The organism is Allobrachymonas denitrificans DSM 15123 (assembly GCF_900110225.1).
Classification (GTDB): domain Bacteria; phylum Pseudomonadota; class Gammaproteobacteria; order Burkholderiales; family Burkholderiaceae_C; genus Brachymonas; species Brachymonas denitrificans.
Window position 1 is genome coordinate 32,560 of sequence record NZ_FOCW01000008.1, and the last position, 22,520, is coordinate 55,079.

At 65.1% G+C, this 22,520-nt stretch carries 22 protein-coding genes and 1 pseudogene; 13 read left to right on the forward strand and 10 right to left on the reverse strand.

The features are described 5' to 3' along the window. Positions 1 to 7: 7 nt before the first annotated feature. Positions 8 to 262, forward strand: a complete 255-nt coding sequence (locus BMW28_RS10830) for an acyl-CoA-binding protein (protein WP_091817798.1) — start codon at positions 8 to 10, stop codon at positions 260 to 262. 67 nt (positions 263 to 329) lie between these two features. Here BMW28_RS10830 and BMW28_RS10835 read toward each other — a convergent pair whose 3' ends face one another. After that, entirely contained in the window at positions 330 to 821 is a 492-nt protein-coding gene (locus tag BMW28_RS10835; RefSeq protein WP_091817927.1) for a low molecular weight protein-tyrosine-phosphatase, read from the reverse strand. A gap of 284 nt (positions 822 to 1,105) precedes the next feature. Between BMW28_RS10835 and BMW28_RS10840 the strand changes: the two genes are divergently transcribed. Next, positions 1,106 to 2,326: a M20 aminoacylase family protein gene (locus tag BMW28_RS10840; protein ID WP_091817801.1), complete on the forward strand. Its 1,221-nt coding sequence runs from the start codon at positions 1,106 to 1,108 to the stop codon at positions 2,324 to 2,326. A gap of 6 nt (positions 2,327 to 2,332) precedes the next feature. On the opposite strand, the gene BMW28_RS10845 is transcribed toward BMW28_RS10840, so the two are convergent. From BMW28_RS10845 to BMW28_RS10855, 3 genes and pseudogenes are all read right to left on the reverse strand, one after another. Continuing rightward, on the reverse strand, positions 2,333 to 3,172 hold the full coding sequence (locus BMW28_RS10845; protein WP_091817802.1) for an aldo/keto reductase: 840 nt from the start codon (positions 3,170 to 3,172) through the stop codon (positions 2,333 to 2,335). Positions 3,173 to 3,268: 96 nt separating this feature from the next. Beyond that, a complete protein-coding gene (locus BMW28_RS10850) occupies positions 3,269 to 4,594 on the reverse strand; it encodes a leucine-rich repeat-containing protein kinase family protein (RefSeq protein ID WP_091817805.1) in 1,326 nt (441 codons plus the stop codon). Between the two features lie 202 nt (positions 4,595 to 4,796). Then, a pseudogene (locus tag BMW28_RS10855) lies at positions 4,797 to 5,561 on the reverse strand (type III pantothenate kinase); the annotation flags it as partial. A 129-nt stretch (positions 5,562 to 5,690) separates the two neighbouring features. Between BMW28_RS10855 and lysM the strand changes: the two are divergent. The 6 genes from lysM (at position 5,691) to BMW28_RS10885 (ending at position 11,504) form a co-directional block, all read left to right on the forward strand. Continuing rightward, on the forward strand, positions 5,691 to 6,182 hold the full coding sequence (gene lysM / locus BMW28_RS10860; protein ID WP_091817811.1) for a peptidoglycan-binding protein LysM: 492 nt from the start codon (positions 5,691 to 5,693) through the stop codon (positions 6,180 to 6,182). A gap of 258 nt (positions 6,183 to 6,440) precedes the next feature. Further along, positions 6,441 to 7,946, forward strand: coding sequence for an AMP nucleosidase (locus BMW28_RS10865; RefSeq protein ID WP_091817814.1), 1,506 nt, complete (start codon positions 6,441 to 6,443; stop codon positions 7,944 to 7,946). A gap of 2 nt (positions 7,947 to 7,948) precedes the next feature. Further along, positions 7,949 to 8,881 (forward strand): ATP-binding cassette domain-containing protein, encoded by a 933-nt coding sequence (locus tag BMW28_RS10870; protein WP_091817816.1) that lies wholly within the window; start codon positions 7,949 to 7,951, stop codon positions 8,879 to 8,881. A gap of 2 nt (positions 8,882 to 8,883) precedes the next feature. Continuing rightward, positions 8,884 to 9,720: an ABC transporter permease gene (locus BMW28_RS10875; protein WP_200785789.1), complete on the forward strand. Its 837-nt coding sequence runs from the start codon at positions 8,884 to 8,886 to the stop codon at positions 9,718 to 9,720. 223 nt (positions 9,721 to 9,943) lie between these two features. Continuing rightward, complete coding sequence (locus tag BMW28_RS10880) at positions 9,944 to 10,489, forward strand: hemerythrin domain-containing protein (protein WP_091817820.1); 546 nt, start codon at positions 9,944 to 9,946, stop codon at positions 10,487 to 10,489. A gap of 151 nt (positions 10,490 to 10,640) precedes the next feature. After that, a complete protein-coding gene (locus BMW28_RS10885) occupies positions 10,641 to 11,504 on the forward strand; it encodes a 3-hydroxybutyryl-CoA dehydrogenase (protein WP_091817823.1) in 864 nt (287 codons plus the stop codon). 88 nt (positions 11,505 to 11,592) lie between these two features. On the opposite strand, the gene BMW28_RS10890 is transcribed toward BMW28_RS10885, so the two are convergent. From BMW28_RS10890 to htpG, 4 genes are all read right to left on the reverse strand, one after another. Then, positions 11,593 to 12,036, reverse strand: a complete 444-nt coding sequence (locus tag BMW28_RS10890) for a hypothetical protein (protein ID WP_091817826.1) — start codon at positions 12,034 to 12,036, stop codon at positions 11,593 to 11,595. 259 nt (positions 12,037 to 12,295) lie between these two features. Next, on the reverse strand, positions 12,296 to 13,438 hold the full coding sequence (gene ribD / locus BMW28_RS10895; protein ID WP_234970125.1) for a bifunctional diaminohydroxyphosphoribosylaminopyrimidine deaminase/5-amino-6-(5-phosphoribosylamino)uracil reductase RibD: 1,143 nt from the start codon (positions 13,436 to 13,438) through the stop codon (positions 12,296 to 12,298). Continuing rightward, positions 13,413 to 14,015, reverse strand: a complete 603-nt coding sequence (locus BMW28_RS10900) for an O-methyltransferase (RefSeq protein ID WP_091817831.1) — start codon at positions 14,013 to 14,015, stop codon at positions 13,413 to 13,415. The genes ribD and BMW28_RS10900 overlap by 26 nt, the downstream gene beginning before the upstream one ends. Continuing rightward, on the reverse strand, positions 14,015 to 16,075 hold the full coding sequence (htpG, locus tag BMW28_RS10905; RefSeq protein ID WP_091817834.1) for a molecular chaperone HtpG: 2,061 nt from the start codon (positions 16,073 to 16,075) through the stop codon (positions 14,015 to 14,017). The genes BMW28_RS10900 and htpG overlap by 1 nt, the downstream gene beginning before the upstream one ends. A gap of 338 nt (positions 16,076 to 16,413) precedes the next feature. Between htpG and BMW28_RS10910 the strand changes: the two genes are divergently transcribed. Further along, entirely contained in the window at positions 16,414 to 17,250 is an 837-nt protein-coding gene (locus tag BMW28_RS10910; RefSeq protein WP_234970126.1) for a M48 family metallopeptidase, read from the forward strand. A gap of 11 nt (positions 17,251 to 17,261) precedes the next feature. Here the strand turns inward: BMW28_RS10910 and BMW28_RS10915 are convergent, their stop codons facing one another. Together BMW28_RS10915 and BMW28_RS10920 are read right to left on the reverse strand one after the other, a co-directional pair. Continuing rightward, the gene (locus BMW28_RS10915; RefSeq protein ID WP_091817837.1) at positions 17,262 to 17,663 is read right to left on the reverse strand and encodes a type II toxin-antitoxin system MqsA family antitoxin; all 402 of its coding nucleotides are present in this window, start codon (positions 17,661 to 17,663) and stop codon (positions 17,262 to 17,264) included. 2 nt (positions 17,664 to 17,665) lie between these two features. Then, on the reverse strand, positions 17,666 to 17,962 hold the full coding sequence (locus BMW28_RS10920; protein ID WP_091817840.1) for a type II toxin-antitoxin system MqsR family toxin: 297 nt from the start codon (positions 17,960 to 17,962) through the stop codon (positions 17,666 to 17,668). A 145-nt stretch (positions 17,963 to 18,107) separates the two neighbouring features. Between BMW28_RS10920 and recQ the strand changes: the two genes are divergently transcribed. From recQ to ubiV, 4 genes are all read left to right on the forward strand, one after another. After that, a complete protein-coding gene (gene recQ, locus BMW28_RS10925) occupies positions 18,108 to 19,964 on the forward strand; it encodes a DNA helicase RecQ (RefSeq protein WP_091817842.1) in 1,857 nt (618 codons plus the stop codon). A 221-nt stretch (positions 19,965 to 20,185) separates the two neighbouring features. Beyond that, entirely contained in the window at positions 20,186 to 20,467 is a 282-nt protein-coding gene (locus BMW28_RS10930) for a DUF2249 domain-containing protein (RefSeq protein WP_091817845.1), read from the forward strand. Positions 20,468 to 20,481: 14 nt separating this feature from the next. Continuing rightward, a complete protein-coding gene (ubiU, locus tag BMW28_RS10935) occupies positions 20,482 to 21,537 on the forward strand; it encodes a ubiquinone anaerobic biosynthesis protein UbiU (protein WP_234970127.1) in 1,056 nt (351 codons plus the stop codon). A 73-nt stretch (positions 21,538 to 21,610) separates the two neighbouring features. Then, positions 21,611 to 22,507 carry a ubiquinone anaerobic biosynthesis protein UbiV gene (gene ubiV / locus BMW28_RS10940; RefSeq protein ID WP_091817850.1) on the forward strand — a complete coding sequence of 299 codons (897 nt, stop codon included), beginning with the start codon at positions 21,611 to 21,613 and terminating at the stop codon, positions 22,505 to 22,507. Positions 22,508 to 22,520 lie beyond the last annotated feature (13 nt).

Genomic DNA, 22,520 nt, shown 5'->3' on the forward strand with positions numbered 1-22,520 from the left:
GACACGCATGACCGACCTTACCGCCAATTTCGAAGCCGCCGTGGCCAACTCCACCCAGCTGAGCGAGAAGCCCGACAACCAGACCCTGCTGAAAATCTACAGCCTGTACAAGCAGGCCACCGAAGGCGACAACAGCGCCGCCAAGCCGGGCTTTGCCGACATCGTGGCGCGCGCCAAGTGGGATGCCTGGAACGCGCTCAAGGGCACCAGCGCCGACGACGCCAAGCAGCAGTACATCGACCTGATCAACAGCCTGTCGTGATGCGCTGATGGCACAGGGCTCTGGCAGGGGGTGCCCCGCCTGAGCTTCTGCACGCTGAACGCTGCTGTCAGCCCTCCATGCCGCCTGTGGGCGGCATTTTGCTGTCCGCGCCCTGCAGCACCTCGGCCAACACGCCGGCGCAGGCATCTTCCACCAGGTCCAGCACCTGTTCGAAGCCTTCCGCACCGCCAAAGTAGGGATCGGGCACGGTATCCGTCTGGTGCTGGCGGCCATAGCCGGCCAGCCGCTGCACCTTGTGGCGGTACTGCTCCGGGCAACGCGCCAGCACATCGCGTTCGTTGGCAGCATCCATCACCAGGATCAGGTCAAAATCCTCGAAGTCTGCATCCGCCAGCTGGCGCGCCCGCTGCGCAGAAATGTCGTAGCCGCGCTTGAGCGCATGCGCCTGCGCGCGATGGTCAGGCGCGTGGCCGATGTGGTAGTCGCCCGTGCCGGCGGAATCCACCTGCACCTGCTGCTGCAGACCGGCTTCGGCCACCTGCTGTTCCATCACGCCCTGAGCCGTGGGGCTGCGGCAGATGTTGCCGAGACACACCATCAGGATGCGATACGGTTGATCGACGGTAGCCTGAGTCCGTGTTGCTGCACCCTGCGGCGCGTTGCCCATGCGGGCAGCGGCCTCGGTGCTGGAAACATTGGCGGCAGGAATCGGCTGGGACATCGGGGGCTCCGGAAGTTGCATCGCGCCCATTCTGGCATGGAGGCCATACTGGCATAGCGCAGTGCGGCACGCAGCAACGTTGCCTCTGCCTCTGCCTCTGTGGCAGCATTCAACAGGAATCCCATCCTGACAAGCCCGCACCAAGGCGCTAAACTTTGCGCATGACTGTTGCCATTTCTTCCCGTCAGTTCAAGGTGTTGCCCGAAGTGGCCGCCGAGCTGGACCATCTCATCGCCCTGCGGCGTGACATCCACGCCCACCCCGAGCTGTGCTACGAGGAAAAGCGCACCTCCGATCTGGTGGCGCAGAAGCTCGAAGAGTGGGGCATCGAGGTGGTGCGCGGACTTGGGGGCACCGGGCTGGTCGGCATCCTGCGCAGCGGCAGTTCGCCGCGTGCCATCGGCCTGCGCGCCGACATGGATGCCCTGCCCATGCAGGAAGACAACACCTTCGCCCATGCCAGCCAGCACCCCGGAAAGATGCACGCCTGTGGCCATGACGGCCACACGGCCACCCTGCTGGGCGCCGCGCAATACCTGGCCAAACATCGCATTTTCAACGGCACGGTGTATTTCATCTTCCAGCCCGCCGAGGAAGGCGGAGCCGGCGCACGCGCGATGATCGAGGACGGGCTGTTCGAGCGCTTCCCGATGGATGCAGTGTTCGGCTTTCACAACTGGCCAGGACTGCCCGCTGGCGATGTGGCGGCCTCCCCCGGCCCGGTGATGGCCTCGAGCAACGAGTTCAGCATCACCCTGCAGGGCAAGGGCGGTCATGCCGCGCTGCCGCACGCGGCCAACGATCCGGTGCCGGTTGCCTGCACGCTGGTGCAGGCTTTCCAGACCATAGTCTCGCGCAGCATTTCACCCATAGATTCGGCGGTGATTTCGGTGACCATGCTGCAGGCCGGTGATGCCACCAACGTGATTCCGGACGCCTGCACGCTGCAGGGCACGGTGCGCACCTTCACGCTGGAGGTGCTGGATCAGGTTGAACAGCGCATGCGCGAACTGTCGGAAAATCTGGCGCGCGGCTTCAGCATGGAGTGCCAGTTCGAGTTCAAGCGCAACTATCCGCCCACCATCAACAGCCGCGACGAGGCGCACTTCATCCACGAAGTCGCCAGCAGCGTACTGGGCACGCACCATGTGCACAAGCAGGTGCCGACCATGGCGGCAGAGGATTTCTCCTTCATGCTGCAGCACAAGCCGGGCTGCTACTTCTTCATCGGCAATGGCGACGGCGACCACCGCATGCTCGGCCACGCCGGCGGCCCGTGCACGCTGCACAACGCCAGCTACGATTTCAACGACGCGCTGCTGCCTGCAGGCGCAACGCTGTGGGTGAAGGTGGTGGAGCGCTGGCTGGCGCCGGTGCTGTAAGCAGCCTCAGTGCCCGAACACATCCGAATCCAGCATCGCCGGATCCACGCGGTCCAGCGCGCTCAGCGCTGCCATTTCCCCGTCTGACAGCGTGAAGCCGAACACGTCCAGGTTCTGGGCCAGACGCACCGGATCGGAAGACTTCGGAATCGGCACATAGCCCTGCTGGGTATGCCAGCGCAGCACCACCTGCCCCGCTGTGCGGCCATGGCGCTCGGCCGCAGCCAGAATGGCCGGCTCCTGCAGCATGGCGCCGGCACGGCCCAGCGGGCTCCAGGCTTCGGTGACGATGCCACGCTCGCAGTGCACCTGCACCACGTCATGACGGCCATGGTAGGGATCCAGATGGATCTGGTTGACATGCGGCACCAGCCCCAGATCGAACAGGCGCTGCAGATGCGTCGGCTTGAAGTTGGAAGTGCCGATGGCGCGCACCTTGCCCGCCTCCAGCAGGCGTACCAGTCCCTCGAAGGCCTCCACGTAGCGATCCTGATCGGGATTGGGCCAGTGCACCAGCAGCAGGTCCACGTAATCCAGACCCAGACGCAGCAGGCTGGCATCGCAAGCCTGCTGCGCACCTTCCACGCTGTGCCACTGCTTGTTGAACTTGGTGGTGATGAACACCTGCTCGCGCGGCACGCCTGAGGCACGCAGGCCTTCGCCCACACCGCGTTCATTGCCGTAGTTTTCTGCCGTGTCGATCAGGCGGTAGCCCATGCCGATGGCCTGTGCCACCACGCGTGCGGCTTCGGCATCGTCCATGGGCCAGGTGCCCAGACCGAGTTGCGGCATCTCGACGCCATTGCTCAGGGTGATGGTGGGAGCCAGGGAAGTGGGGGTCGGCATGGTGCGTGTGTCTCCGTGATGGGGTTGTTCTGGCAACAGCCGGCCACGGAGAACCTGTGCCCTCCTCTGCCGGAACTGTCTGCTATGGGCATGATGCTAACGGATGCAGCACAGCCTTGCATGCACCTCGCCCATCAGGGGCCGCAGCCCCGGATCGGGCTGGAGGCAATCGGCCAGCAAGGCATTCAGCGCCTCTGCCAGTGCCTGCTCCCCGGCTGCCGGCGGCAGACTGTGCTGCAGCAGCTCTTCCAGCAGATAGCCCCAGGCACGCACTTCCACGCGCTGCAATCCCTTCGATCGCTCGGCATCATCCGGCAATAGTGAAGCCGCGCCAAAGTCGCCCACCAGCACGCCGCCCTGTCCATCATGCAGGGTGTTGTGGGCATAGAAATCACCATGCAGCACGCCGTTTTCATGCAGATGCGCCGCCACGCTGGCAAGATCCAGCGCCATGCGATGCACTTGAGACAGCGGCAACTGCACGCCTGCCGGATACACGTCCCGCGTGCAGCTTTCCAGGCTCGGTGGCCCGGCCAGCGCATGGAAGTCCGGCCCGATCAGCGGCATGACCAGGCCCTGCGCCTGTTGCGGATGGCCGTCAAGACGGCCCAGCAGGGAAATCAGCTGCAGATGATTGCCCGCCTGGATCCAGGTCGCCATTTCGCTGTCCGGCAGGCCGTCGCTGGTCACGGCGCCCTTGAACAGCTTGAGCGCCACCTCGCAGCCATCGCCGGAAGCCGCATGCCAGTGCGCCTGATGGATCATTCCCGAAGCGCCATGCCCAAGCAGGGTACCCAGTTCCAGCTCGCTCCAGTCAATAGCCGGCAGGCCCTGCCGCTGCAGCACCAGCTGCTCCTGCTCCGCGCAGAAGGGGTTGCCCGCATAGGCCAGCCAGGCCAGACGCGGCAACTGTCCTATCCAGTCAGGCAGCGCAGTCAGCCGATTGGCGGAAATGCGCAGCAATTCGAGTGCATTCAGACCAGCCATGCGCTCCGGCAATGTCGCAAGCTGGTTGCCGGCCAGTGCCAGTTTCTGCAGGTTGCGACAGTCCCCCAGCGCTTCAGGCAGTTCGGCAATCCGGTTGTCCGTCAGGATCAGCCAGCGCAGCTGCGGCGGCAATGCCTGCGCAGGCACATGGTCAATCCGGCAGGACTTGAACCCGATGGTGGTAAGCGACTCGCATTGCCCCAGTACTGCGGGCAAGGTTGTGAAAGGGTTGTTCGAACAGAACACAATGCGCAACCGGGAAAGGCGCGGCAGCCAGTCCGGTAAGGTTGCCAGCCGGTTATCCGACAGGTCCAGCACTTCCAGCGTGTCAGCGAGACGCAGCACGTCGTCCGGCAGTTCCTGCAATCCGCCCCGCAGGCGCAGCACATGCGCGCCGTCCAGTTCGCCGCGGCGCAGTTGCTCCAGCGTATGCATGCAATCAGGACTGCGGCAGGGATCCGGCTCCGTCCACCATCTGGCACGGCAACACGGTCGATGCAGCCTGGGGCACGGCGCCACCGTCGCAGGAGGCTTGCGTCTCGCCCGCAGCCCCGTCGCCGGACTGGGGGCCGGTAGCCTGCTGCGCAGCAGCTTCCAGTCGCGACGCCTGTTCCGCGCGCTGACGCGCATGGGCATCGGCCGCCATGGCCAGCAGGCCGTCGAAAATCAGGCTTTCCACCAGCTCGAACGGCGTTTCCATGTAGGGCGCCATCTTCCAGCCGGCACCGCCGGTCATGATGCACATGGGCTGCATGCCGCAATGGGCGCGCACATGGCGCACCATGCGCTGCACCGCACCGGCAATGGCAAAGGTGCCGCCGCTGGTCAGTGCATCACTGGTGTTGGTGGGAAATTCGGTGACGTTGCCGGTGGGCACGTGCAGGCCGGCCGTGCCGGACTCGAGCGCGCGCAGCATGATGCCGTGGCCCGGCAGGATCAGCCCGCCCAGGAAGTTGCCATCCACGTCGATGGCCTCCACCGTCACTGCCGTGCCGACCATCACCACCACCAGCGGCCGCGGAGCCTGGCCTTCGCAGGCGTGCAGCATGCGGTGGCGTGCGCCGATGATGGCAACCCAGCGGTCGGCGCCCAGACGGTTGGGCATCTCGTAGCCGTTGGTCACGCCAGCCTGTTCCGTCCGCGACACCACCCAGCGTGGCTCCAGATCGGGCCAGATCTCCATCTGCTCTTCGACGCGGCGCTTGAGCGCATCGCCGGCCACCACGCAGCCCAGCATGCGCGAGGGTGCCGAGGGGAAGGCCTTCCACGGCCCTTCGGCCAGCTTCTCGATGTTCTCGAGGAACTCGGCGCCATGCGCCAGCAGGCGGGCGTTCGGAGCGGGCTGGGCATACAGCGCCCACTTCAGGCGCGTATTGCCGATATCTACTGCTAGAAACGTCATGGGCGCATTATGGGCGCAGACGTGGAATTGTTGACGTTTGCTTACCATAATTGCAGGGGGCTGTTGCGTACCTGTCATGTTTTGCGGCTACGCTGCAGCTCTCAACACTCACAACCAAGGAGAGAAGACATGGGACTGTTCAGCTTTATCAAGGAAGCCGGCGAGAAACTGTTCGGCGGCAAGAAAGTCGAAGAAGCCGCAGCGGCCAATGACACCGCATCCCTGGCACAACTCAACGCCGAGGCCGGCGCTGCCATCAAGACCTACATCGAGGCGCAGAACCTGGGCCTGTCCAATCTGGGCGTGATGTTCGACGGCGCCAGCGGCAAGGTCACCCTGACCGGCGACGCCCCGAACAAGGAAGCCGCCGAGAAGGCCACCCTGGCTGCCGGCAACGTGGCTGCCGTGAAGGACGTGGACAACAACATGAACGTGGCCGACGGTGGCGGTGCCGATGCCCAGTACCACGACGTGGTGAGCGGCGACACCCTGTCCGCCATCTCCAAGAAGTACTACGGCGATGCCAACAAGTACATGGTGATCTTTGAGGCCAACAAGCCCATGCTGTCCCACCCGGACAAGATCTACCCCGGCCAGAAGCTGCGCATCCCCGCGCTGTAATCCGGCTGCTGCCCGCATCCTGCCCCGTGCAGGATGCCGCTGCATCGAAACGCGCCCGCAGTCCTGCTGCCGGTGCGTTTTTTCTTGTGCACGACTGCACGCGGCACGGCACGCTGCAAGGTCAGCGTTTCGGCAGGGGCTGCCGGCGCTGGCCTCGCGCTCCGCTCCGACATCCACCCGTCGCCATCGCTGCGTACAATGGTTTTCACCTTGCGCCGCTGACGACGACGCGGCGCTGCCCCGAACACCAGGACGTTCATGAAAGCAGCCAGCCCCCTGACTCCGCCCTACGTGGCGCCCCAGCCGTTCACCGATGCCGACGCTGCCCTGCAGCAGGTGCAGGCCATCTACCGGCAGTCCATCGACCATCTGCGTGAGCAGTTCCGCCGCTTCATTGCCGAGGGCGACCTGCCGCAGCCGGTGCGCGCTTTCTACCCGCTGGTGCGCGTGCACACGCACAAGGCCACGCAGCACCCGCGCGGCGAGCAGCGCCACACCTTCGGCTTTGTCGCCCATGCCGGCGTGTTCGAGACCACGCTGACCGATCCCCTGCTGTTCGCCGACTACGTCCGCACCCAATTCCAGTTGCTGCTGCAGAACCATGCCGATGCGCCCATCGAAGTGGCCACCAGCCACCAGCCGATTGCGCTGCATTTCGCGCTGGATCCGCACGAGGTGGTGGAAGGCACGCTGGACGAGGCACAGCGCCAGCGCATGCACGCCCTGTTCGACTGGCCGGATCTGGCCAGCATGGATGACGGCATCGCCAACGGCACCAGCGAACAGGCGCGCGGCAGCGCCCAACCACTGGCGCTGTTTACCGCGCCGCGCGTGGATTACTCGCTGCAGCGCCTGCGCCACTACAGCGGCACCGAGGCGCGGCATTTCCAGAACTTCGTGCTGTTCACCAACTACCAGTTCTACATCGACGAGTTCATCCGGCTGGGCCAGGCCTCCATGCAGGATCCGGACAGCGGCTACACCGCCTTTGTCGAGCCCGGCAATGTGGTCACACACCATGTGGCACACGGCAGTCCGGACGGCTTCGTGCAGGGCGCCCATCCGCAGCGCCTGCCGCAGATGCCGGCCTACCACCTGGTGCGGCCCGGCCATGCTGGCATCACCATGGTGAACATCGGCGTCGGCCCCGCCAACGCCAAGACCATGACCGACCACGTGGCCGTGCTGCGTCCGCACGCCTGGCTGATGCTGGGCCACTGTGCCGGCCTGCGCAACAGCCAGCTGCTGGGCGACTACGTGCTGGCGCACGGCTATGTGCGCGAGGACCATGTGCTGGACGATGACCTGCCGCTGTGGGTACCGGTGCCCGCGCTGGCCGAGATCCAGCAGGCACTGCAGCAGGCCGTGGCCGATGTGACGCAACTGCAGGGCGATGACCTGAAGGCCGTGCTGCGCACCGGCACTGTGGCCACCACCGACAACCGCAACTGGGAACTGGATGCGCGCGACATTCCCGCGCAGCGCTTCACCCAGAGCCGCGCCATCGCCATCGACATGGAAAGCGCCACCGTGGCCGCCAACGGCTTCCGTTTCCGCGTGCCCTACGGCACCCTGCTGTGCGTAAGCGACAAGCCCATGCACGGAGAGATCAAGCTGCCCGGCATGGCGAATCACTTCTACCGCGAACGGGTGGACCAGCACCTGCGCATCGGCATCCGCGCGCTCGAACTGCTGCGCGCCGGCGCCACCGGCAACCTGCACAGCCGCAAGCTGCGCAGCTTCCAGGAGGTGGCATTCCAGTGAGCATGCCGCCTGCCCCGCCGCTGTTCGCTGCCGAACACCTGTGCAAGCGCTTTGGCGACTTCACGGCGGTGGACGATGTGTCCTTCCGCATTGCGCCGGGCGAGTGCCTGGGCGTGATCGGCCCCAACGGCGCCGGCAAGACCACCACGCTGCGCATGTGCCTGGGCCTGACCGTGCCCGATGACGGTGTGATCCGCGCCTTCGACGGCCTGACCATGCCGCGCGATGCGCTGGCCATCAAGCAGCATCTGGGCGTGGTCTCGCAGTTCGATTCGCTCGATCCGGATTTCACCTGCGCCGAGAACCTGCTGGTGTTTGGCCGCTATTTCGGCCTGCCGGATGAGCAGATCCGCGAGCGCATTCCGCAATTGCTGGAATTTGCCGCCCTCACGCACAAGGCCGACGCCAAGCCGGGCGAGCTCTCCGGCGGCATGAAACGGCGCCTGAGCCTGGCGCGTGCGCTGATCAATGCGCCCAGACTGCTGTTGCTGGACGAGCCCACCACCGGCCTCGACCCGCAGGCACGCCACCTGATGTGGGAGCGCCTGCAGTGGCTACTGCAGCAAGGCACCGCCATCCTGCTGACCACGCACTTCATGGACGAAGCCGAGCGCCTGTGCCACCGGCTGGTGGTGCTGGACCATGGCCGCATCATGGCCGAAGGTGCCCCGCGCGCGCTGATCGAGGCGCATCTGGAGCCGGATGTGGTGGAGGTGTACGGCCCCAATGCGCGTGCGCTGGCGGCTTCCGATCTGGCGCGGCTGGCCGAGCGCACCGAGGTAAGCGGCGAAACCGTGTTCTTCTATACACGCCAGGCCGGCCCGCTGCTGGCCGCCCTGCAACGCGAAGCCCACGTGCGCACCCTGCACCGCCCGGCCAACCTGGAGGACCTGTTCCTCAAGCTCACCGGCCGCCAGATCCGCGAAGGAGCCTGACCATGCCCGCCATCCAGCCCCCTGCCACCACGGCGCTGAGCGAACAGCTCTCGCACTGGTCGCCGCCGCAGCTCAGCAAGCGCTGGTGGCCGGTGTTTCTGCGCAACTTTCTGGTGTGGCGCAAGCTCGCCGTGCCCAGCCTGATCGGCAACATCGCCGAACCGCTGATGTGGCTGCTGGCCTTCGGCTACGGCCTGGGCGCGCTGATCGGCGAAGTGAAGGTGGACGGCCACACCATGCCCTACCTGCTGTTCATCGCCAGCGGCAGCATCTGCATGAGCACCATGAACGCGGCCAGCTTCGAGGCGCTGTACTCGGCCTTCTCGCGCATGCATGTGCAGAAGACCTGGGACGGCATCCTGAACGCGCCGGTGCAGCTGGACGACATCGTGCTGGCCGAGATGCTGTGGGCCAGCTTCAAGGCGATCTTTTCGGCCACCGCCATCCTGCTGGTGATCCTGTCGCTGGGCATCAGCCACGCCCCCACGCTGATCGCCGTGCTGCCCGTGCTGCTGCTGGCCGGCATCTGCTTTGCCAGCATGGCCCTGATCTTCAACGCGCTGGCCAGCGGCTACGACTTCTTCACCTACTACTTCACGCTGTTCCTGACGCCGACCATGTTCCTCTCGGGCGTGTTCTTTCCGCAGTCGCAGCTGCCGCCGCTGGTGCGGCATGTGGCCGAATGGCTGCCGCTGTCGCAGGCAGTGCTGCTGGTGCGACCGCTGTTTCTGGGCGAATGGCCGCAGCAGGCCTGGCTGCATCTGGGCGTTTTGGCAGGCACTGCGGCGCTGTCGTTCTGGGTGGCGCTGGCGCTCACGCGGCGCCGGTTTGCGCGCTGAACCGGGGCCGAACTGGCGCGTTTTGAGGGTGCCAACCGCTTTGGCCCCGGCTCTTTTGCTGCAAAGCAGCAAAAAGTGCATCCGGCTTGCGCCAACGCAAGGGAAGTGTCAGGAAATTGCCCTCACAATGGACAGCAAGGCCGTGTTGGCCTGACGCTTGCGCAACTGCTGCGGATGGTCCGGGCAAGGGAACGTGCAAGCACCACGACGTAGGAAGTGACCCATGACTGACAGCAAAGCCACCGCAGGCAACGGCAATGCCGCCTTCGCATTCCTGGATCAGACCCACCGAGAGATCGATGCCAAACTGCTGCGCCTGAAGGCCCTGGCCGATGCCATGCGCGACGACGGCCTGACTGCCGAAGTGCGCGCCGAGGCCGCCGAAGTGCGCGCCTGGCTCGACACCAACGCCCGCCAGCACCACCTGGACGAAGAGCGCCACATTTTCCCGCCACTGCTGGCCTCGCACGATGCTGAACTGGCCCACACCGCGCGCCAGCTGACGCAGGACCACGGCTGGATCGAGCAGAACTGGCTGGAAATCGAGCCTTCGCTGTCGGCGGCCGAAGCCGGCAACTCCTGGTTCGACATGGATGTGCTGTACCAGCAGATCCAGCTGTTCCTCGAGCTGTACAACGACCACATGGTGCTGGAGGAAAGCGTGGCCTATCCGGCCGCCAGCCCCCTGATCAGCGGTCTGGATGGACAGCAGATGCGCGCCGAGATGGAGCAGCGCCGGCAGAAGCGCGAAGCGGCTGCCGCCGAGTAAGCCCTCCCCCCTGCCGTGCATTGCCCACGCACCCGCCGCCAGGCGCCGGGTGCGTTTTTATTGACGCATGCGTCAATTCCGAGTGCATGAATCTGTCACCCGACAGCGTTAAGATGTGAGGGTTTATTTTGTCCACTCACGGAGCATTCGCATGAGCAACAGCATTCAAACCGTCGGCATCGTTGGCGCCGGCACCATGGGCAATGGCATTGCCCAGGCCTGCGCCACCAAAGGCATCAACGTCGTCATGGTCGACATCGCCGATGCCGCGGTGCAGAAGGGCCTGGCCACCATATCCGGCAGCCTGGACCGCCTGATCAAGAAGGAAAAGATCAGCGAAGCCGACAAGGCAGCCGCGCTGGCCCTGGTCAAGGGCAGCACCAGCTATGACGACCTGAAGGGCTGCCAGCTGGTGATCGAGGCCGCTACCGAGAATCCCGAGATCAAGAACAAGATCCTGAAACAGCTGGACGAACTGCTGCCGGCCGAGACCGTCATCGCCAGCAACACCTCTTCCATCTCCATCACCGAACTGGCCGCACAGACCAAGCGCGCCGACAAGTTCATCGGCATGCACTTCTTCAACCCGGTGCCGATGATGGCCCTGGTGGAACTGATCCGCGGCATCCAGACCAGCGACGCCACGCATGACGCCGTCAAGGCTCTGGCCGAGCACCTGGGCAAGTCGCCCATCACCGTGAAGAACGCTCCGGGCTTCGTCGTCAACCGCATTCTGGTGCCGATGATCAACGAAGCCTTCTTCGTGCTGGCCGAAGGCCTGGCAACGCCCGAAGACATCGACGCCGGCATGAAACTGGGCTGTAACCACCCCATCGGCCCGCTGGCGCTGGCCGACATGATCGGCCTGGACGTGTGCCTGGCCGTGATGGAGGTGTATCTGGAGCAGTTCGGGGACAGCAAGTACCGTCCCTGCTACCTGCTGAAGGAAATGGTGGCTGCCGGCCATCTGGGCCGCAAGACCGGCCGCGGCGTGTACGACTACAGCGCCAAGTAATCCGGAAGGGAGCTCTGCTCCCTCATGGCATCAGGCCCGCCCGCTGCACCCCTGCGGCAGCGGGCTTTGTGCTGCCTGTTTCATCCCCTCAGTGCGAAACGCGCTGCACGCCCCAGGGCCAGTCGCGGAAGGCCGAGCCTGCCGGAGCCTCGTTGACCACCTGGCTCGTCACCACCTTGCCGGTGACTGGCGCCCAGTCGGCCGGCACCGTCGTACCGGTACGGGCAGGCAGGGTGGAGGGCTGCGGATTTTCGACCGTGGGCTGGTTCAGCACCGTGCTGCCTCCCATGCCGATACCCACGCCGACACCCCCTCCATGGCTGCCGGCACCAATGCCGATATTGCCGACGACCGGTCCGCCGGGATTGCCGATCGGCGTGCTGATGGAGACGCCTCCCCCCACACGACCACCGCTGCCGATGCCCAGGCCAATGGAAAGGCCGGGATACAGCGTGCCATTGGCACACCCGGCGAGCAAGCCGGCACCAGCCAGAGCAGCAGCCAGCACCTTGAGGGAAACAGCGGTTTTCATGGTCGATCCTTTCAGGGCGCCCTCCGGACAGGCACCCTCGCATCTGGTGATGCTAGCGCCTGCGGGCACTTGCGGGTACAGGCGTTGCAACTTGCACCCCACCCTTGTGAGATAGTGCCGCAGCTGGACAAGTTCCCGTGTCGGAAATCGCCACATTGCACCCGCAGACAAGGATGGCGTGCTGCACCGGCCAGCCTTGCCATCCGGTGATGGCCATGCGCGCTCCGCCGCTCCCTATGGCGTTCGCGTAGCGCGCTGTTCAGGAGGGCTTGCGCCTCAGTTGCAGGCGCAGGTCCTCGCCCACCTCCTGCATGCGGTGCAGGCCCCAGCGCGAGGCATCCGACAAGCGCTGCAGCGTGGGCAGATCGGCCAGCGGGCGCCCCGGACCGATCAGCATGGGCGCCACATAGGCCAGCAGCTCGTCCGCCAGGCCGGCTTCCAGCATGGCGCCATTGAGGATGGCGCCGGCCTCCACATGCAACTCGTTCACCTCGCGCTTGCCCAGTTCTTGCATCAGGGCGCGCAGGTCGCTGCGGCCGTCCAGTCCGGCCTCCAGCGTGATGATCTCGGCGCCGGCTGCGCGCAGGGCGGCAGCGCGCTCCTCGCGTCCGGGTGTGTTGCGATCCACGGTCACGACCCACACCTGGCGCTCGGGCACGCTGAAGAGGCGTGCGGTGGGGGGCGTGCGCAGACGGCTGTCCACAATCACCAGATGCGGCTGGCGCGTGGTGCCGGGCAAGCGCACGTTGAGCAGCGGATCGTCGGCGACGACGGTGCCGCTGCCGGTCAGCACCGCACAGGCACGGGCGCGCCAGTGCTGCACGTCGGCACGCGCGGTTTCACCGGTAATCCACTGGCTGTCGCCATTGCCGAGCGCCGTCATGCCATCCAGCGAGGAGGCGGTTTTCAGACGTACCCAAGGCACGCCATGCTCCATGCGGCGCAGAAAGCCGATGTTGATTTCACGTGCCTGCGCCTCGATCTCGGGCGGAGCCATTTCCACCGCAATGCCTGCTGCCTGCAGACGCGCAATGCCCTGCCCCGCCACCTGCGGATTGGGGTCGCGCAAGGCGATGCACACCTTGGCAACGCGGGCGGCAATCAGCGCATCGCAGCACGGAGGCGTACGGCCATGGTGGGCGCACGGCTCGAGCGTGACGTAGACCGTGCTGCCGACGACATCCTCGCCCCGGCTGGCGGCATCGCGCAGCGCCATGATTTCGGCATGCGGGCCACCGCGCTGCTGGGTGTAGCCCTGCCCCAGAGTGCGGCCGTCCGCGTCCACGATGACGCATCCGACACGCGGGTTCGGATTGCTCAGGGTGAGCGAATGAGCGGCCAGTTCGAGGGCCTGCTGGAAGTACGACATGGGGGCATTATGGGCCAGATCGGACAAGCTCATGTTGCAGTGCCGCATCGCCCTGTTTGCGCGCCACCCAGGTCAGTCCGTTTTCGAGGCCGGGCAGGCGTTGCCAGCGCGTGGTGTCGTTGAGCTCGGCCTTGGCGCGGCGCGCCCCCAGCGGGCCGTTGAGCTCCAGATTGGCGCAGACCAGCAGGCCGCCGGGGGCCAGCAGGCTATGGAAGCGCTGCACCAGCACGAAGGCAGGCATATTGCCGTCGAAGAACACCAGATCGAGGCTGCCGGCTTGTAGCTGCAACGCGGGCAGCGTGACGGAGAACGATCCTTCGTGCAGGCGCACGCGTTGCTGCAGGCCCAGTTGTGCAATCTGATCGCGGGCCAGTTCGGCGTGGATGGCATCGCCTTCCAGCGTGTCGACCACCGCCTCCGGACTGGCCAGCGCCATCAGGCAGGCTGTGTAGCCAAGACCGGTGCCCAGTTCCAGCACGCGGCGCGGCTGATGGGCAGCGACCAGCTGCCACAGCCCTTCGCCATCCTCGAAGGTGTGCGCATTGCAGCCATGCGCACGCTGATGCGCGCGCGTGGCTTGCTGCAGGGCCAGCAACGCTGGTGCGGGCATCAAGCCAGCAGCGCGTTCACCCGGCGGACATAAGCTGCCGGATCGGCCGGCATGCCGCCTTCGGCCAGCAGTGCCTGGTCGAATAGCACCTGCGCCAGATCATTGAAGCGCGTGGCGTCGTCCTGCACCTCGGCCAGCTTGCGGATCAGTGCATGGTCGACGTTGACTTCCAGCACCGGCTTGATGTCCGGCACCGGCTGGCCGGCCTGCTTGAGCATGCGCGCCAGCTGCACGCTCATGCCGTTGTCCTCCGACACCAGGCAGGCCGGGGAATCAACCAGGCGCGTGGTAGCACGCACGTCCTGTGCGTCGGCCTTGAGCGCTTCCTTGAGCTTTTCCAGCAGCGGCTTGGCGGTTTCCTGCGCGGCCTCAGCGGCTTTCTTTTCTTCCTCGTCCTGCAGCTTGCCCAAGTCGACCGCGCCCTTGGCCACACTCTGCAGCGGCGTGCCATCGAACTCGTGCAGGAAGCTCAGCGCCCATTCGTCCACGCGATCCGCCATCAGCAGCACCTCGATGCCCTTCTTGCGGAACAGCTCCAGCTGCGGGCTGTTCTTCGCGGCAGACAGGCTGTCGGCGGTGATGTAGTAGATCGCCTCCTGGCCTTCCTTCATGCGCGCCTTGTAGTCGGCGAAGCTGACGCTGACGGTATCCGTGGTGGTGCTGGCAAAACGCAGTAGCTTGGCGATGCGGTCGCGGTTGCCGGTGTCTTCGCCCAGGCCTTCCTTGAGCACGGCACCGAATTCTGCGTAGAAGGTGGCGTACTTGTTGGCGCCGGTCTTCTGCTCGGCAAAGGCGGCCGCAGCTTCGGCGGCGGGAGCGGCGTCGCTCTTGTCGACCACATCGGTCACGCCGTCTTCGGTCTCGACCGGCTCGGGCGCCGGCACCGATTCACCGGAGCCGACGTCGGTCTTGCCTTCGGCGCTGTCGGGAGGCGTGGCCTGCTGCTTGGCCATGTCTTCCAGCATGGCCAGCACGCGGCGCGTGTTGCCTTCGCGGATCGTCTTGATGTCGCGGCTTTCCTGCAGCAGTTCGCGGCTGACGTTCAGCGGCAGGTCGGAGGCATCGACCACGCCCTTCACGAAGCGCAGGTACTGCGGCAGCAGGGATTCGGCTTCGTCCATGATGAAGACGCGACGCACGTACAGCTTCAGGCCGTGCTTGTGGTCGCGCTGGTACAGGTCGAACGGGGCGCGCGCCGGGATGTACAGCAGCTGCGTGTATTCGGTGTTGCCCTCGACCTTGTTGTGGCTCCAGGCCAGCGGGTCTTCGAAATCGTGCGCCAGCGTCTGGTAGAAGTTGTTGTACTGTTCGGGCGTGATGTCCTTCTTGGGGCGCGTCCACAGGGCGCTGGCCTCGTTGACCTGCTCCCACTCACCCGTCTGCACCATGTCACCGGGCTGGCCTTCTTCGCCCTCTTTCCATTCTTCCTTGGGCATCAGGATGGGCAGGCCAATGTGGTCGGAGTACTGGCTGATGATGCTCTTGAGCTTGTAGCTGTTGAGGTAGTCCTGCTTGTCTTCGCGCAGGTGCAGCGTGATGCTGGTGCCGCGGCCGGGCCTGGTGATGGTTTCGGTGCTGAAATCACCCGCGCCGCCGCTGACCCAGCGCACGCCTTCTTCGGGCTTGAGGCCGGCACGGCGCGTTTCCACGGTTATTTTGTCAGCCACGATAAAGCCGGAGTAGAAACCGACGCCGAACTGGCCGATCAGCTGCGAGTCTGCCTTCTGGTCGCCGGTGAGCTTGCTGACGAAATCCTTGGTGCCGCTCTTGGCGATGGTGCCCAGGTTGTCGATGGCCTCCTGCTCGCTCATGCCGATGCCGTTGTCGGCAATGGTGATGGTTTTGGCGGCCTTGTCGATGGAGACGCGCACCTCGAGATTGGGCTGGTCTTCGTACAGTGCGGGGTTGTTGAGCGCCTCGAAACGCAGCTTGTCGCAGGCGTCGGACGCGTTGCTGATCAGCTCGCGCGCGAAGATGTCGGGGTTGGAGTAGAGCGAATGGGTGACCAGGTGCAGCAGCTGCGCGACCTCGGCCTGGAATGCATGGGTATGGGGACTCATGGGATTTGCCTTGACTTTTCGTTCTTCGGGTTCCCTCGTGGGGAGGGCGAACCGGGCATATAGGGACGGGGGTGGGGGTTTCAAGTCGGTGGTTGGACGCGATCTCCTCGGGGCCTTGCGTGGCGCATGGCGCGAGCAGCGGGAGGGCGGGAACAGATGCAGGTACGAAAACTGAAATGGAAGCGGGAGCTTCACGGCCACGGTGCGCAAGCCAGCCGGTTTGTGAACTTGTACCGGCTTCACGGTCTGCTCCCGCCATAGTTACAACCCCTTGCGCCACACAGCCGGTTTTCGCATACGATGCGGCCAAAGGGAGACTCCCGCACTTCAGAAAAGCCATGAAAGGATCCACCATGCCCGCACTGCACCCTCTTCTCCGCAACAGCCTGATTGCCGTCGCCACCACGGCCGTGCTGGCCGGTTGTGCCAGCACAACGGCCGGCTCCGTCGCCGGCGGCCAGCGTTCGCAGCTGATGGTGGTGTCCGAAGCCGAGATCGTGCAGGCGGCACAGCAGGCCTTTGCCCAGCAGAACGCCAAGGCGCGCGCCCAGGGCGCGCTGGTGACCAGCGGTGCCGAATTCAACCGAGTGAATACCGTAATGCGGCGCCTGGTGCCGCATGTGGCGCAGTTCCGCCCAGACGCGGCGCGCTGGCCCTGGGAACTGGTGCTGATCAACACCAACGAACTCAACGCCCACGTGATGCCGGGCGGCAAGGTGACGGTCTATACCGGCCTGCTGCGCCGCATGGGCATGACGGATGACGAACTGGCCGTGGTGATCGGCCACGAAATGGCGCATGCCTTCCGCGAGCATTCGCGTGAGCAGATTTCGCAGCAGGCCGTGGGCGATCTGGCAGTATCGCTGGGCGGCGCCCTGCTGGGCCTGGGCTCGGGCGGTACACAGTTGGCCGGCATTGCCAAGCAGGTGGCCCTGGACATGCCCTACTCACGCAACATGGAGAACGAAGCCGACATCTATGGCCTGGAACTGGCTGCGCGCGCCGGCTACAACCCCGCTGCCGCGCTGACGCTGTGGGACAAGATGGCCGCTGCGGGAGCAGGTCAGGGCCCCTCCTTCCTGTCGAGCCACCCGTCTGCGTCCGACCGCACGGCGCGCATCCGTGCGGCACTGCCAAAGCTGATGCCGATTTACGAGGCGGCGCGTCGTCGTTGATCTGAAGCCGTTCAGGCTGCCCTGACCTCGGCGAGCAGGTCGGGGTGGCGATCGAGCAGCTTCAGCAGCTTGATCAGCGCAAGCGGCGGTTTTGTCTTGCCCGTTTCGTAACGGGAAAACGCGTTCACCCCGCCGCCGAAGATCTCGGCCGCCTCTCGCTGGTCCAGATCCAGCTTCTTGCGGACTGTGGCGATGAAGCGAGGATCGACCATCCCCGCATTGACGTCCCGCGAGAATGCCTGCATGGTACGCATGACGCGCCGGGACTCGGTTGTATCGAGCATCGACTCATCACATGCAGGGCAGAAATCCCCCGTCACGGCAGCAATGACAGTTGTTTCCCCCTTGTAGGTATAAGGCAGGTCGCGCGTATCGCGGATCAGATTCGCCGCGCCGCACACAGGGCATTTCATGTTCAAAGCTCCTTGAAGGAGACGATCAGCACGTCGTCCATCACCGTCAGTTTCAGATACATGTCTCCTGCCTTCGTGCGCGGACGGTAGACATCCTGCCAGATCGTATGATCCGCATGGGTAGTCATGCTCTTGTAGAAATCCTTCGGTTCCAGTGCCATCAGGACTTGGAGCATGTCGGAAAATGCAAGACCGAGTTCCGTGGCTCCGATCCGTGCAGCGTGCGTTGTACGCACCTTGCCGGCCTCAGCCAAGGCCTTCACCTCGGACAGCCTGCGATGCGGAGACCATTTTTCCATGAATAATTTAACCTAGTTGGTTTATTTTGGCAAATTGCTTGTTTTCTTCCCTGAGCTTCCGCCAAGCAAGACACTGCATTGCGATCATCCGACGATTTAGCCCCTCAGAAGCTATAAAATAATACCAATTAATTATTTTTTATTTATGCCCGGCCATTCTCCCATCACCATCCTGCAACAGGTCTTCGGCTACCCCGCCTTCCGCGGACAGCAGCAGGCCATCATCGACACGGTGGTGGGCGGTGGCGATGCGCTGGTGCTGATGCCGACGGGCGGTGGCAAGTCGCTGTGCTATCAGGTGCCTGCGATTGCACGGCAGCGGCTGGGACATGGCTGCACCATCGTGGTGTCGCCGCTGGTCGCGCTGATGCATGACCAGGTGGGCGCGCTGCATGAGGCGGGCGTGGCGGCTGCGTTTCTCAACTCCACCCTGTCGGCTGGCGAGGCGCAGCAGGTGGAGCAGGATCTGCTGGGTGGACGGCTGACGCTGCTGTACGTGGCGCCGGAACGGCTGGTGACGCCACGTTTTCTCGGCCTGCTGCAGCGCCTCTACGAACGCGGGCAACTGGCGCTGTTCGCCATCGACGAGGCGCACTGCGTGAGCCAGTGGGGGCACGATTTCCGGCCCGAATACCGGCAGCTGGCGATCCTGCACGAGCAATTTCCACAGGTGCCACGCATTGCGCTGACCGCCACCGCCGACGCCATCACGCGCGAGGACATTGCCGAACGCCTGCAACTGGAAAACGCAGCCCGCTTTGTCAGCAGTTTCGACCGGCCGAATATCCGCTACACCATTGTCGAGAAGCGCGATCCGCTGGCGCAGCTCAAGCGCTTCATCGAGAACGAGCACGAGGGCGATGCCGGCGTGGTGTATTGCCAGAGCCGCAGGCGCGTGGAAGAAGTGGCCGAGGCGCTGGTGCGCGATGGGGTGGATGCCATGCCCTACCACGCCGGGCTGGATGCAGCCACGCGCCAGGCCAACCAGGATCGCTTTCTGCGCGAGGAAGGCGTGGTGATGGTGGCGACGATTGCCTTCGGCATGGGCATCGACAAGCCGGATGTACGTTTTGTGGCGCATCTGGATCTGCCGCGCAATATCGAGAGCTACTACCAGGAAACAGGGCGTGCCGGGCGCGACGGCCTGCCTTCCCAGGCCTGGATGGCCTATGGCTTGCAGGACGTGGTCAACCAGCGCCGCATGATCGACGAAAGCCCGGCCGAGGATGCCTTCAAGCGCGTGCAGACCGGCAAGCTCGATGCGCTGCTGGCGTTGGCCGAGGCCACCGATTGCCGCCGCGTGCGGCTGCTGGGCTACTTTGGCGAGGAATCCCGGCCCTGCGGCAACTGCGACAACTGCCTGCATCCTCCCGAGGTGTGGGATGCGACCGATCTGGCGCGCAAGCTGCTCTCGACCGTGTATCGCCTGCACGAGAAAACCGGAATCGGCTTTGGCGCCGGCCATGTGATGGACGTGCTGCGCGGCAAGGATACGGACAAGGTGCGTCAGTTCGGGCATCAGGCCATCAGCACATGGGGGCTGGCCGCCGAAAGCAGCGAGACCGAGCTGCGCAGCGTGCTGCGGCAGCTGGTGGCGCTGGGAGCATTGCAGGTAGACAGCGCGCATTTCAACACCCTGCGGCTGACGGCGGCGGCAAGGCCTATCCTGCGTGGAGAACAGACGCTGCAGTTGCGCCATGTGCTGGCCACGCCGCGCAAGCGTGGCCAGCGCGATGGCAGCGGGCGTAGCCGCCCCAGTGCAACGGCTCATCTGGACGGAGCGGGTCAGGAGCGTTTCGATGCACTCAAGGCCTGGCGCAGCGAAGTGGCGCGCACGAATGGCGTACCGGCCTACGTGATCTTTCACGACAGCGTGCTGGCGGCCATCGCCGCCGAAGCGCCCACCACACTGACAGCGCTACGCGGAACCAGTGGCGTGGGAGAGGCCAAGCTGGCGCGCTACGGCGAGGAGTTGCTGCGGGTGCTGGAAACCACGGAGTGACACTGCCGGGACCGCCGCCAAGCCAGCAACAAGCAACGGTGTTCGCTGCCATGCCCGTCCCATGAAGCCACGCTCGAACTGCGGCTCCGGCAACCCACACAGCGGTACCGCCAGGATGACTGCAAGGCCCTATCCCCACTTCATTGCCTGCAGTCAAGGCCCTACTGCACTCTTTGGGTGAAAACTCCCCTCTCCACTTCTTCCCTGCTGGAGAGACCCCAATGCCTACCATTCCGCTGCAACCCGTCGGCATGCCGCACGACCATTCGCGCGCTGACGCCATCTATGCCTTTGATGCCCGCGGCATCGCCAAGCGCTTCCGCCACGCTGCCATCTTCGGCGCACTCGACTCCCTGCAGGCCGGCGAAACCATGCGTTTCGTGAACGACCACGATCCGATTCCACTGCTGCACCAGCTGGTCGCCCGCTACGGCGAAGGCGTGCAGATCACCTACCGCCAGCGCGACATGGACGGCGTGGTGATCGATTTCGTGCGCCAGTAAGCCTGTCCTTTCCGATGACCGCCACTTCTACCGGGCCTGCCGTGGATACGGCCAGGCCCCCAATGGAACTGGTCTGCCCGGCCGGCAGCCTGCCTGCACTGAAGCAGGCTGTTGATCATGGTGCAGATTGCGTCTACCTGGGTTTCCGGGACGCAACCAACGCCCGCAACTTTGCGGGCCTGAATTTCGACAACAAGGCCATCGCCACCGGCGTGGAGTACGCCCACGCGCGCGGCCGCAAGGTGCTGCTGGCGCTCAACACCTATGCGCGCAGCGACTCGGTGGACGTGTGGCGCAGCGCGGTGGATCGCGCCGCCGACATGGGCATCGACGCCATCATCATGGCCGATCCCGGCCTGATGCAGTACACCGCGCGCCGCCATCCGGATGTGCGACTGCACCTGTCCGTGCAGGGTTCGGCGACACATGCCGCGGCCATCAACTTTTACCACGAGCAGTTCGGCATCTCGCGCGCCGTGCTGCCGCGTGTGCTCTCGCTGACGCAGGTGGAGCAGCTGATCGACAAGACGCCAGTCGAGATCGAGGTGTTCGGTTTCGGCAGCCTGTGCGTGATGGTGGAGGGGCGCTGCCAGCTGTCGTCCTATGCCACCGGCGAAGCGCCCAACACGCACGGTGTGTGCTCGCCCGCCAAGGCGGTGCGCTGGCAGGAAACGCCCAAGGGGCTGGAGGCGCGTCTGAACGGCGTGCTGATCGACCGCTATGCCGAAGGCGAAAGCGCCGGCTATCCGACGCTGTGCAAGGGCCGCTTCGACGTGGGTGATGTGCGCAGCGAGGACGGCTACTACGCCATCGAGGAGCCGACCAGCCTGAACACGCTGTCCATCCTGCCGCAGCTCTACCGCATGGGCGTGCGCGCCATCAAGATCGAAGGCCGCCAGCGCAGCCCCGCCTACGTGGCGCAGGTGACGCAGGTGCTGCGCGAGGCGCTGGACCACTGCCACGAGAACCCGCACCGCTACACACCGCGCTCGGGCTGGATGACGGCACTGGCCGATGTATCCGAAGGCCAGCAGCAGACGCTGGGCGCCTACCACCGCCCCTGGAAGTAAGCCATGCGCCATCCTGTCACTCTCTTTCTGGAAACCCGCCATGTCCAGTGATCCGGCACAAGCCTCTTCCCGTATGCAGCTGGCCCTGGGGCCGCTGCTGTACTACTGGCCGCGCGCAACGGTGTTCGAGTTCTACCAGCAGATGGCCAAGACGCCGGTGGACATGGTCTACCTGGGCGAAGCGGTCTGCTCGCGCCGGCACGAGTTGCGCCTGGCCGACTGGATCGACGTGGCCCGCATGCTGCGCGATGCCGGCAAGCAGGCCATCCTGTCCACGCAGGTGCTGGTGGAATCCGGCAGCGATGCTGCGGTGGCGCGCCGCATCATCGACAACGGCGAGTTTCTGGTGGAAGCCAACGACATGGGCGCGGTGCAGATGGTGGCCGGCAAGCTGCCGTTCGTCGCCGGCCCGCACCTGAACCTGTACAACGAGCCGTCGCTGCACTGGATGGCCGATCTGGGCGCAGTGCGCTGGGTGCCGCCGCTGGAAATGGCGCAGACCGAGCTGCAGGTGTTGCAACAGCAGCGCCCGCAAGGCCTGCAGACCGAGGTGTTTGCGCTGGGCCGCATGCCGCTGGCGTTTTCGGCGCGCTGCTTCACGGCACGCCACCGCAATCTGCCCAAGGACGACTGCCAGTTCAGCTGCATCGACTACCCCGATGGCCTGCTGCTGCAGACGCGCGAAGGCGAAGCCTTCCTCACGCTCAACGGCATCCAGACGCAATCGGCCCATGTGTGCAACCTGGTGCAGGAACTGCCCACGCTGCAGGCCATGGGCGTGGAGGTGCTGCGCCTGAGTCCGCAGTCGCTGCACATGCGCGAACTGGTGCAGCTCTGGCGTGATGCGATGGATGGCCGCCTGTCCCCTGCCGATGCCCATGCGCAGATGTTGCCGCTGCTGCCGGACCAGCCCTGCAATGGCTACTGGCATGGCCGTTCGGGCATGGACCAGGTCACCGTGCCTGCCTGAGACGCATAGAAGG

Coding starts and splice junctions, on each gene's coding strand:
- BMW28_RS10880 (WP_091817820.1), top strand. CDS start 9,944: ATGACTGACAGCAAAGCCACCGCAGGCAACGGCAATGCCGCCTTCGCA.
- BMW28_RS10890 (WP_091817826.1), bottom strand. CDS start 12,036: ATGAAAACCGCTGTTTCCCTCAAGGTGCTGGCTGCTGCTCTGGCTGGT.
- lysM (WP_091817811.1), top strand. CDS start 5,691: ATGGGACTGTTCAGCTTTATCAAGGAAGCCGGCGAGAAACTGTTCGGC.
- BMW28_RS10920 (WP_091817840.1), bottom strand. CDS start 17,962: ATGGAAAAATGGTCTCCGCATCGCAGGCTGTCCGAGGTGAAGGCCTTG.
- ubiU (WP_234970127.1), top strand. CDS start 20,482: ATGACCGCCACTTCTACCGGGCCTGCCGTGGATACGGCCAGGCCCCCA.
- BMW28_RS10875 (WP_200785789.1), top strand. CDS start 8,884: ATGCCCGCCATCCAGCCCCCTGCCACCACGGCGCTGAGCGAACAGCTC.
- BMW28_RS10900 (WP_091817831.1), bottom strand. CDS start 14,015: ATGCCCGCACCAGCGTTGCTGGCCCTGCAGCAAGCCACGCGCGCGCAT.
- ubiV (WP_091817850.1), top strand. CDS start 21,611: ATGCAGCTGGCCCTGGGGCCGCTGCTGTACTACTGGCCGCGCGCAACG.
- BMW28_RS10840 (WP_091817801.1), top strand. CDS start 1,106: ATGACTGTTGCCATTTCTTCCCGTCAGTTCAAGGTGTTGCCCGAAGTG.
- BMW28_RS10870 (WP_091817816.1), top strand. CDS start 7,949: ATGCCGCCTGCCCCGCCGCTGTTCGCTGCCGAACACCTGTGCAAGCGC.
- BMW28_RS10850 (WP_091817805.1), bottom strand. CDS start 4,594: ATGCATACGCTGGAGCAACTGCGCCGCGGCGAACTGGACGGCGCGCAT.
- BMW28_RS10915 (WP_091817837.1), bottom strand. CDS start 17,663: ATGAAATGCCCTGTGTGCGGCGCGGCGAATCTGATCCGCGATACGCGC.
- BMW28_RS10865 (WP_091817814.1), top strand. CDS start 6,441: ATGAAAGCAGCCAGCCCCCTGACTCCGCCCTACGTGGCGCCCCAGCCG.
- htpG (WP_091817834.1), bottom strand. CDS start 16,075: ATGAGTCCCCATACCCATGCATTCCAGGCCGAGGTCGCGCAGCTGCTG.
- BMW28_RS10835 (WP_091817927.1), bottom strand. CDS start 821: ATGGTGTGTCTCGGCAACATCTGCCGCAGCCCCACGGCTCAGGGCGTG.
- BMW28_RS10845 (WP_091817802.1), bottom strand. CDS start 3,172: ATGCCGACCCCCACTTCCCTGGCTCCCACCATCACCCTGAGCAATGGC.
- ribD (WP_234970125.1), bottom strand. CDS start 13,438: ATGAGCTTGTCCGATCTGGCCCATAATGCCCCCATGTCGTACTTCCAG.
- BMW28_RS10910 (WP_234970126.1), top strand. CDS start 16,414: ATGAAAGGATCCACCATGCCCGCACTGCACCCTCTTCTCCGCAACAGC.
- BMW28_RS10885 (WP_091817823.1), top strand. CDS start 10,641: ATGAGCAACAGCATTCAAACCGTCGGCATCGTTGGCGCCGGCACCATG.
- BMW28_RS10830 (WP_091817798.1), top strand. CDS start 8: ATGACCGACCTTACCGCCAATTTCGAAGCCGCCGTGGCCAACTCCACC.
- recQ (WP_091817842.1), top strand. CDS start 18,108: ATGCCCGGCCATTCTCCCATCACCATCCTGCAACAGGTCTTCGGCTAC.
- BMW28_RS10930 (WP_091817845.1), top strand. CDS start 20,186: ATGCCTACCATTCCGCTGCAACCCGTCGGCATGCCGCACGACCATTCG.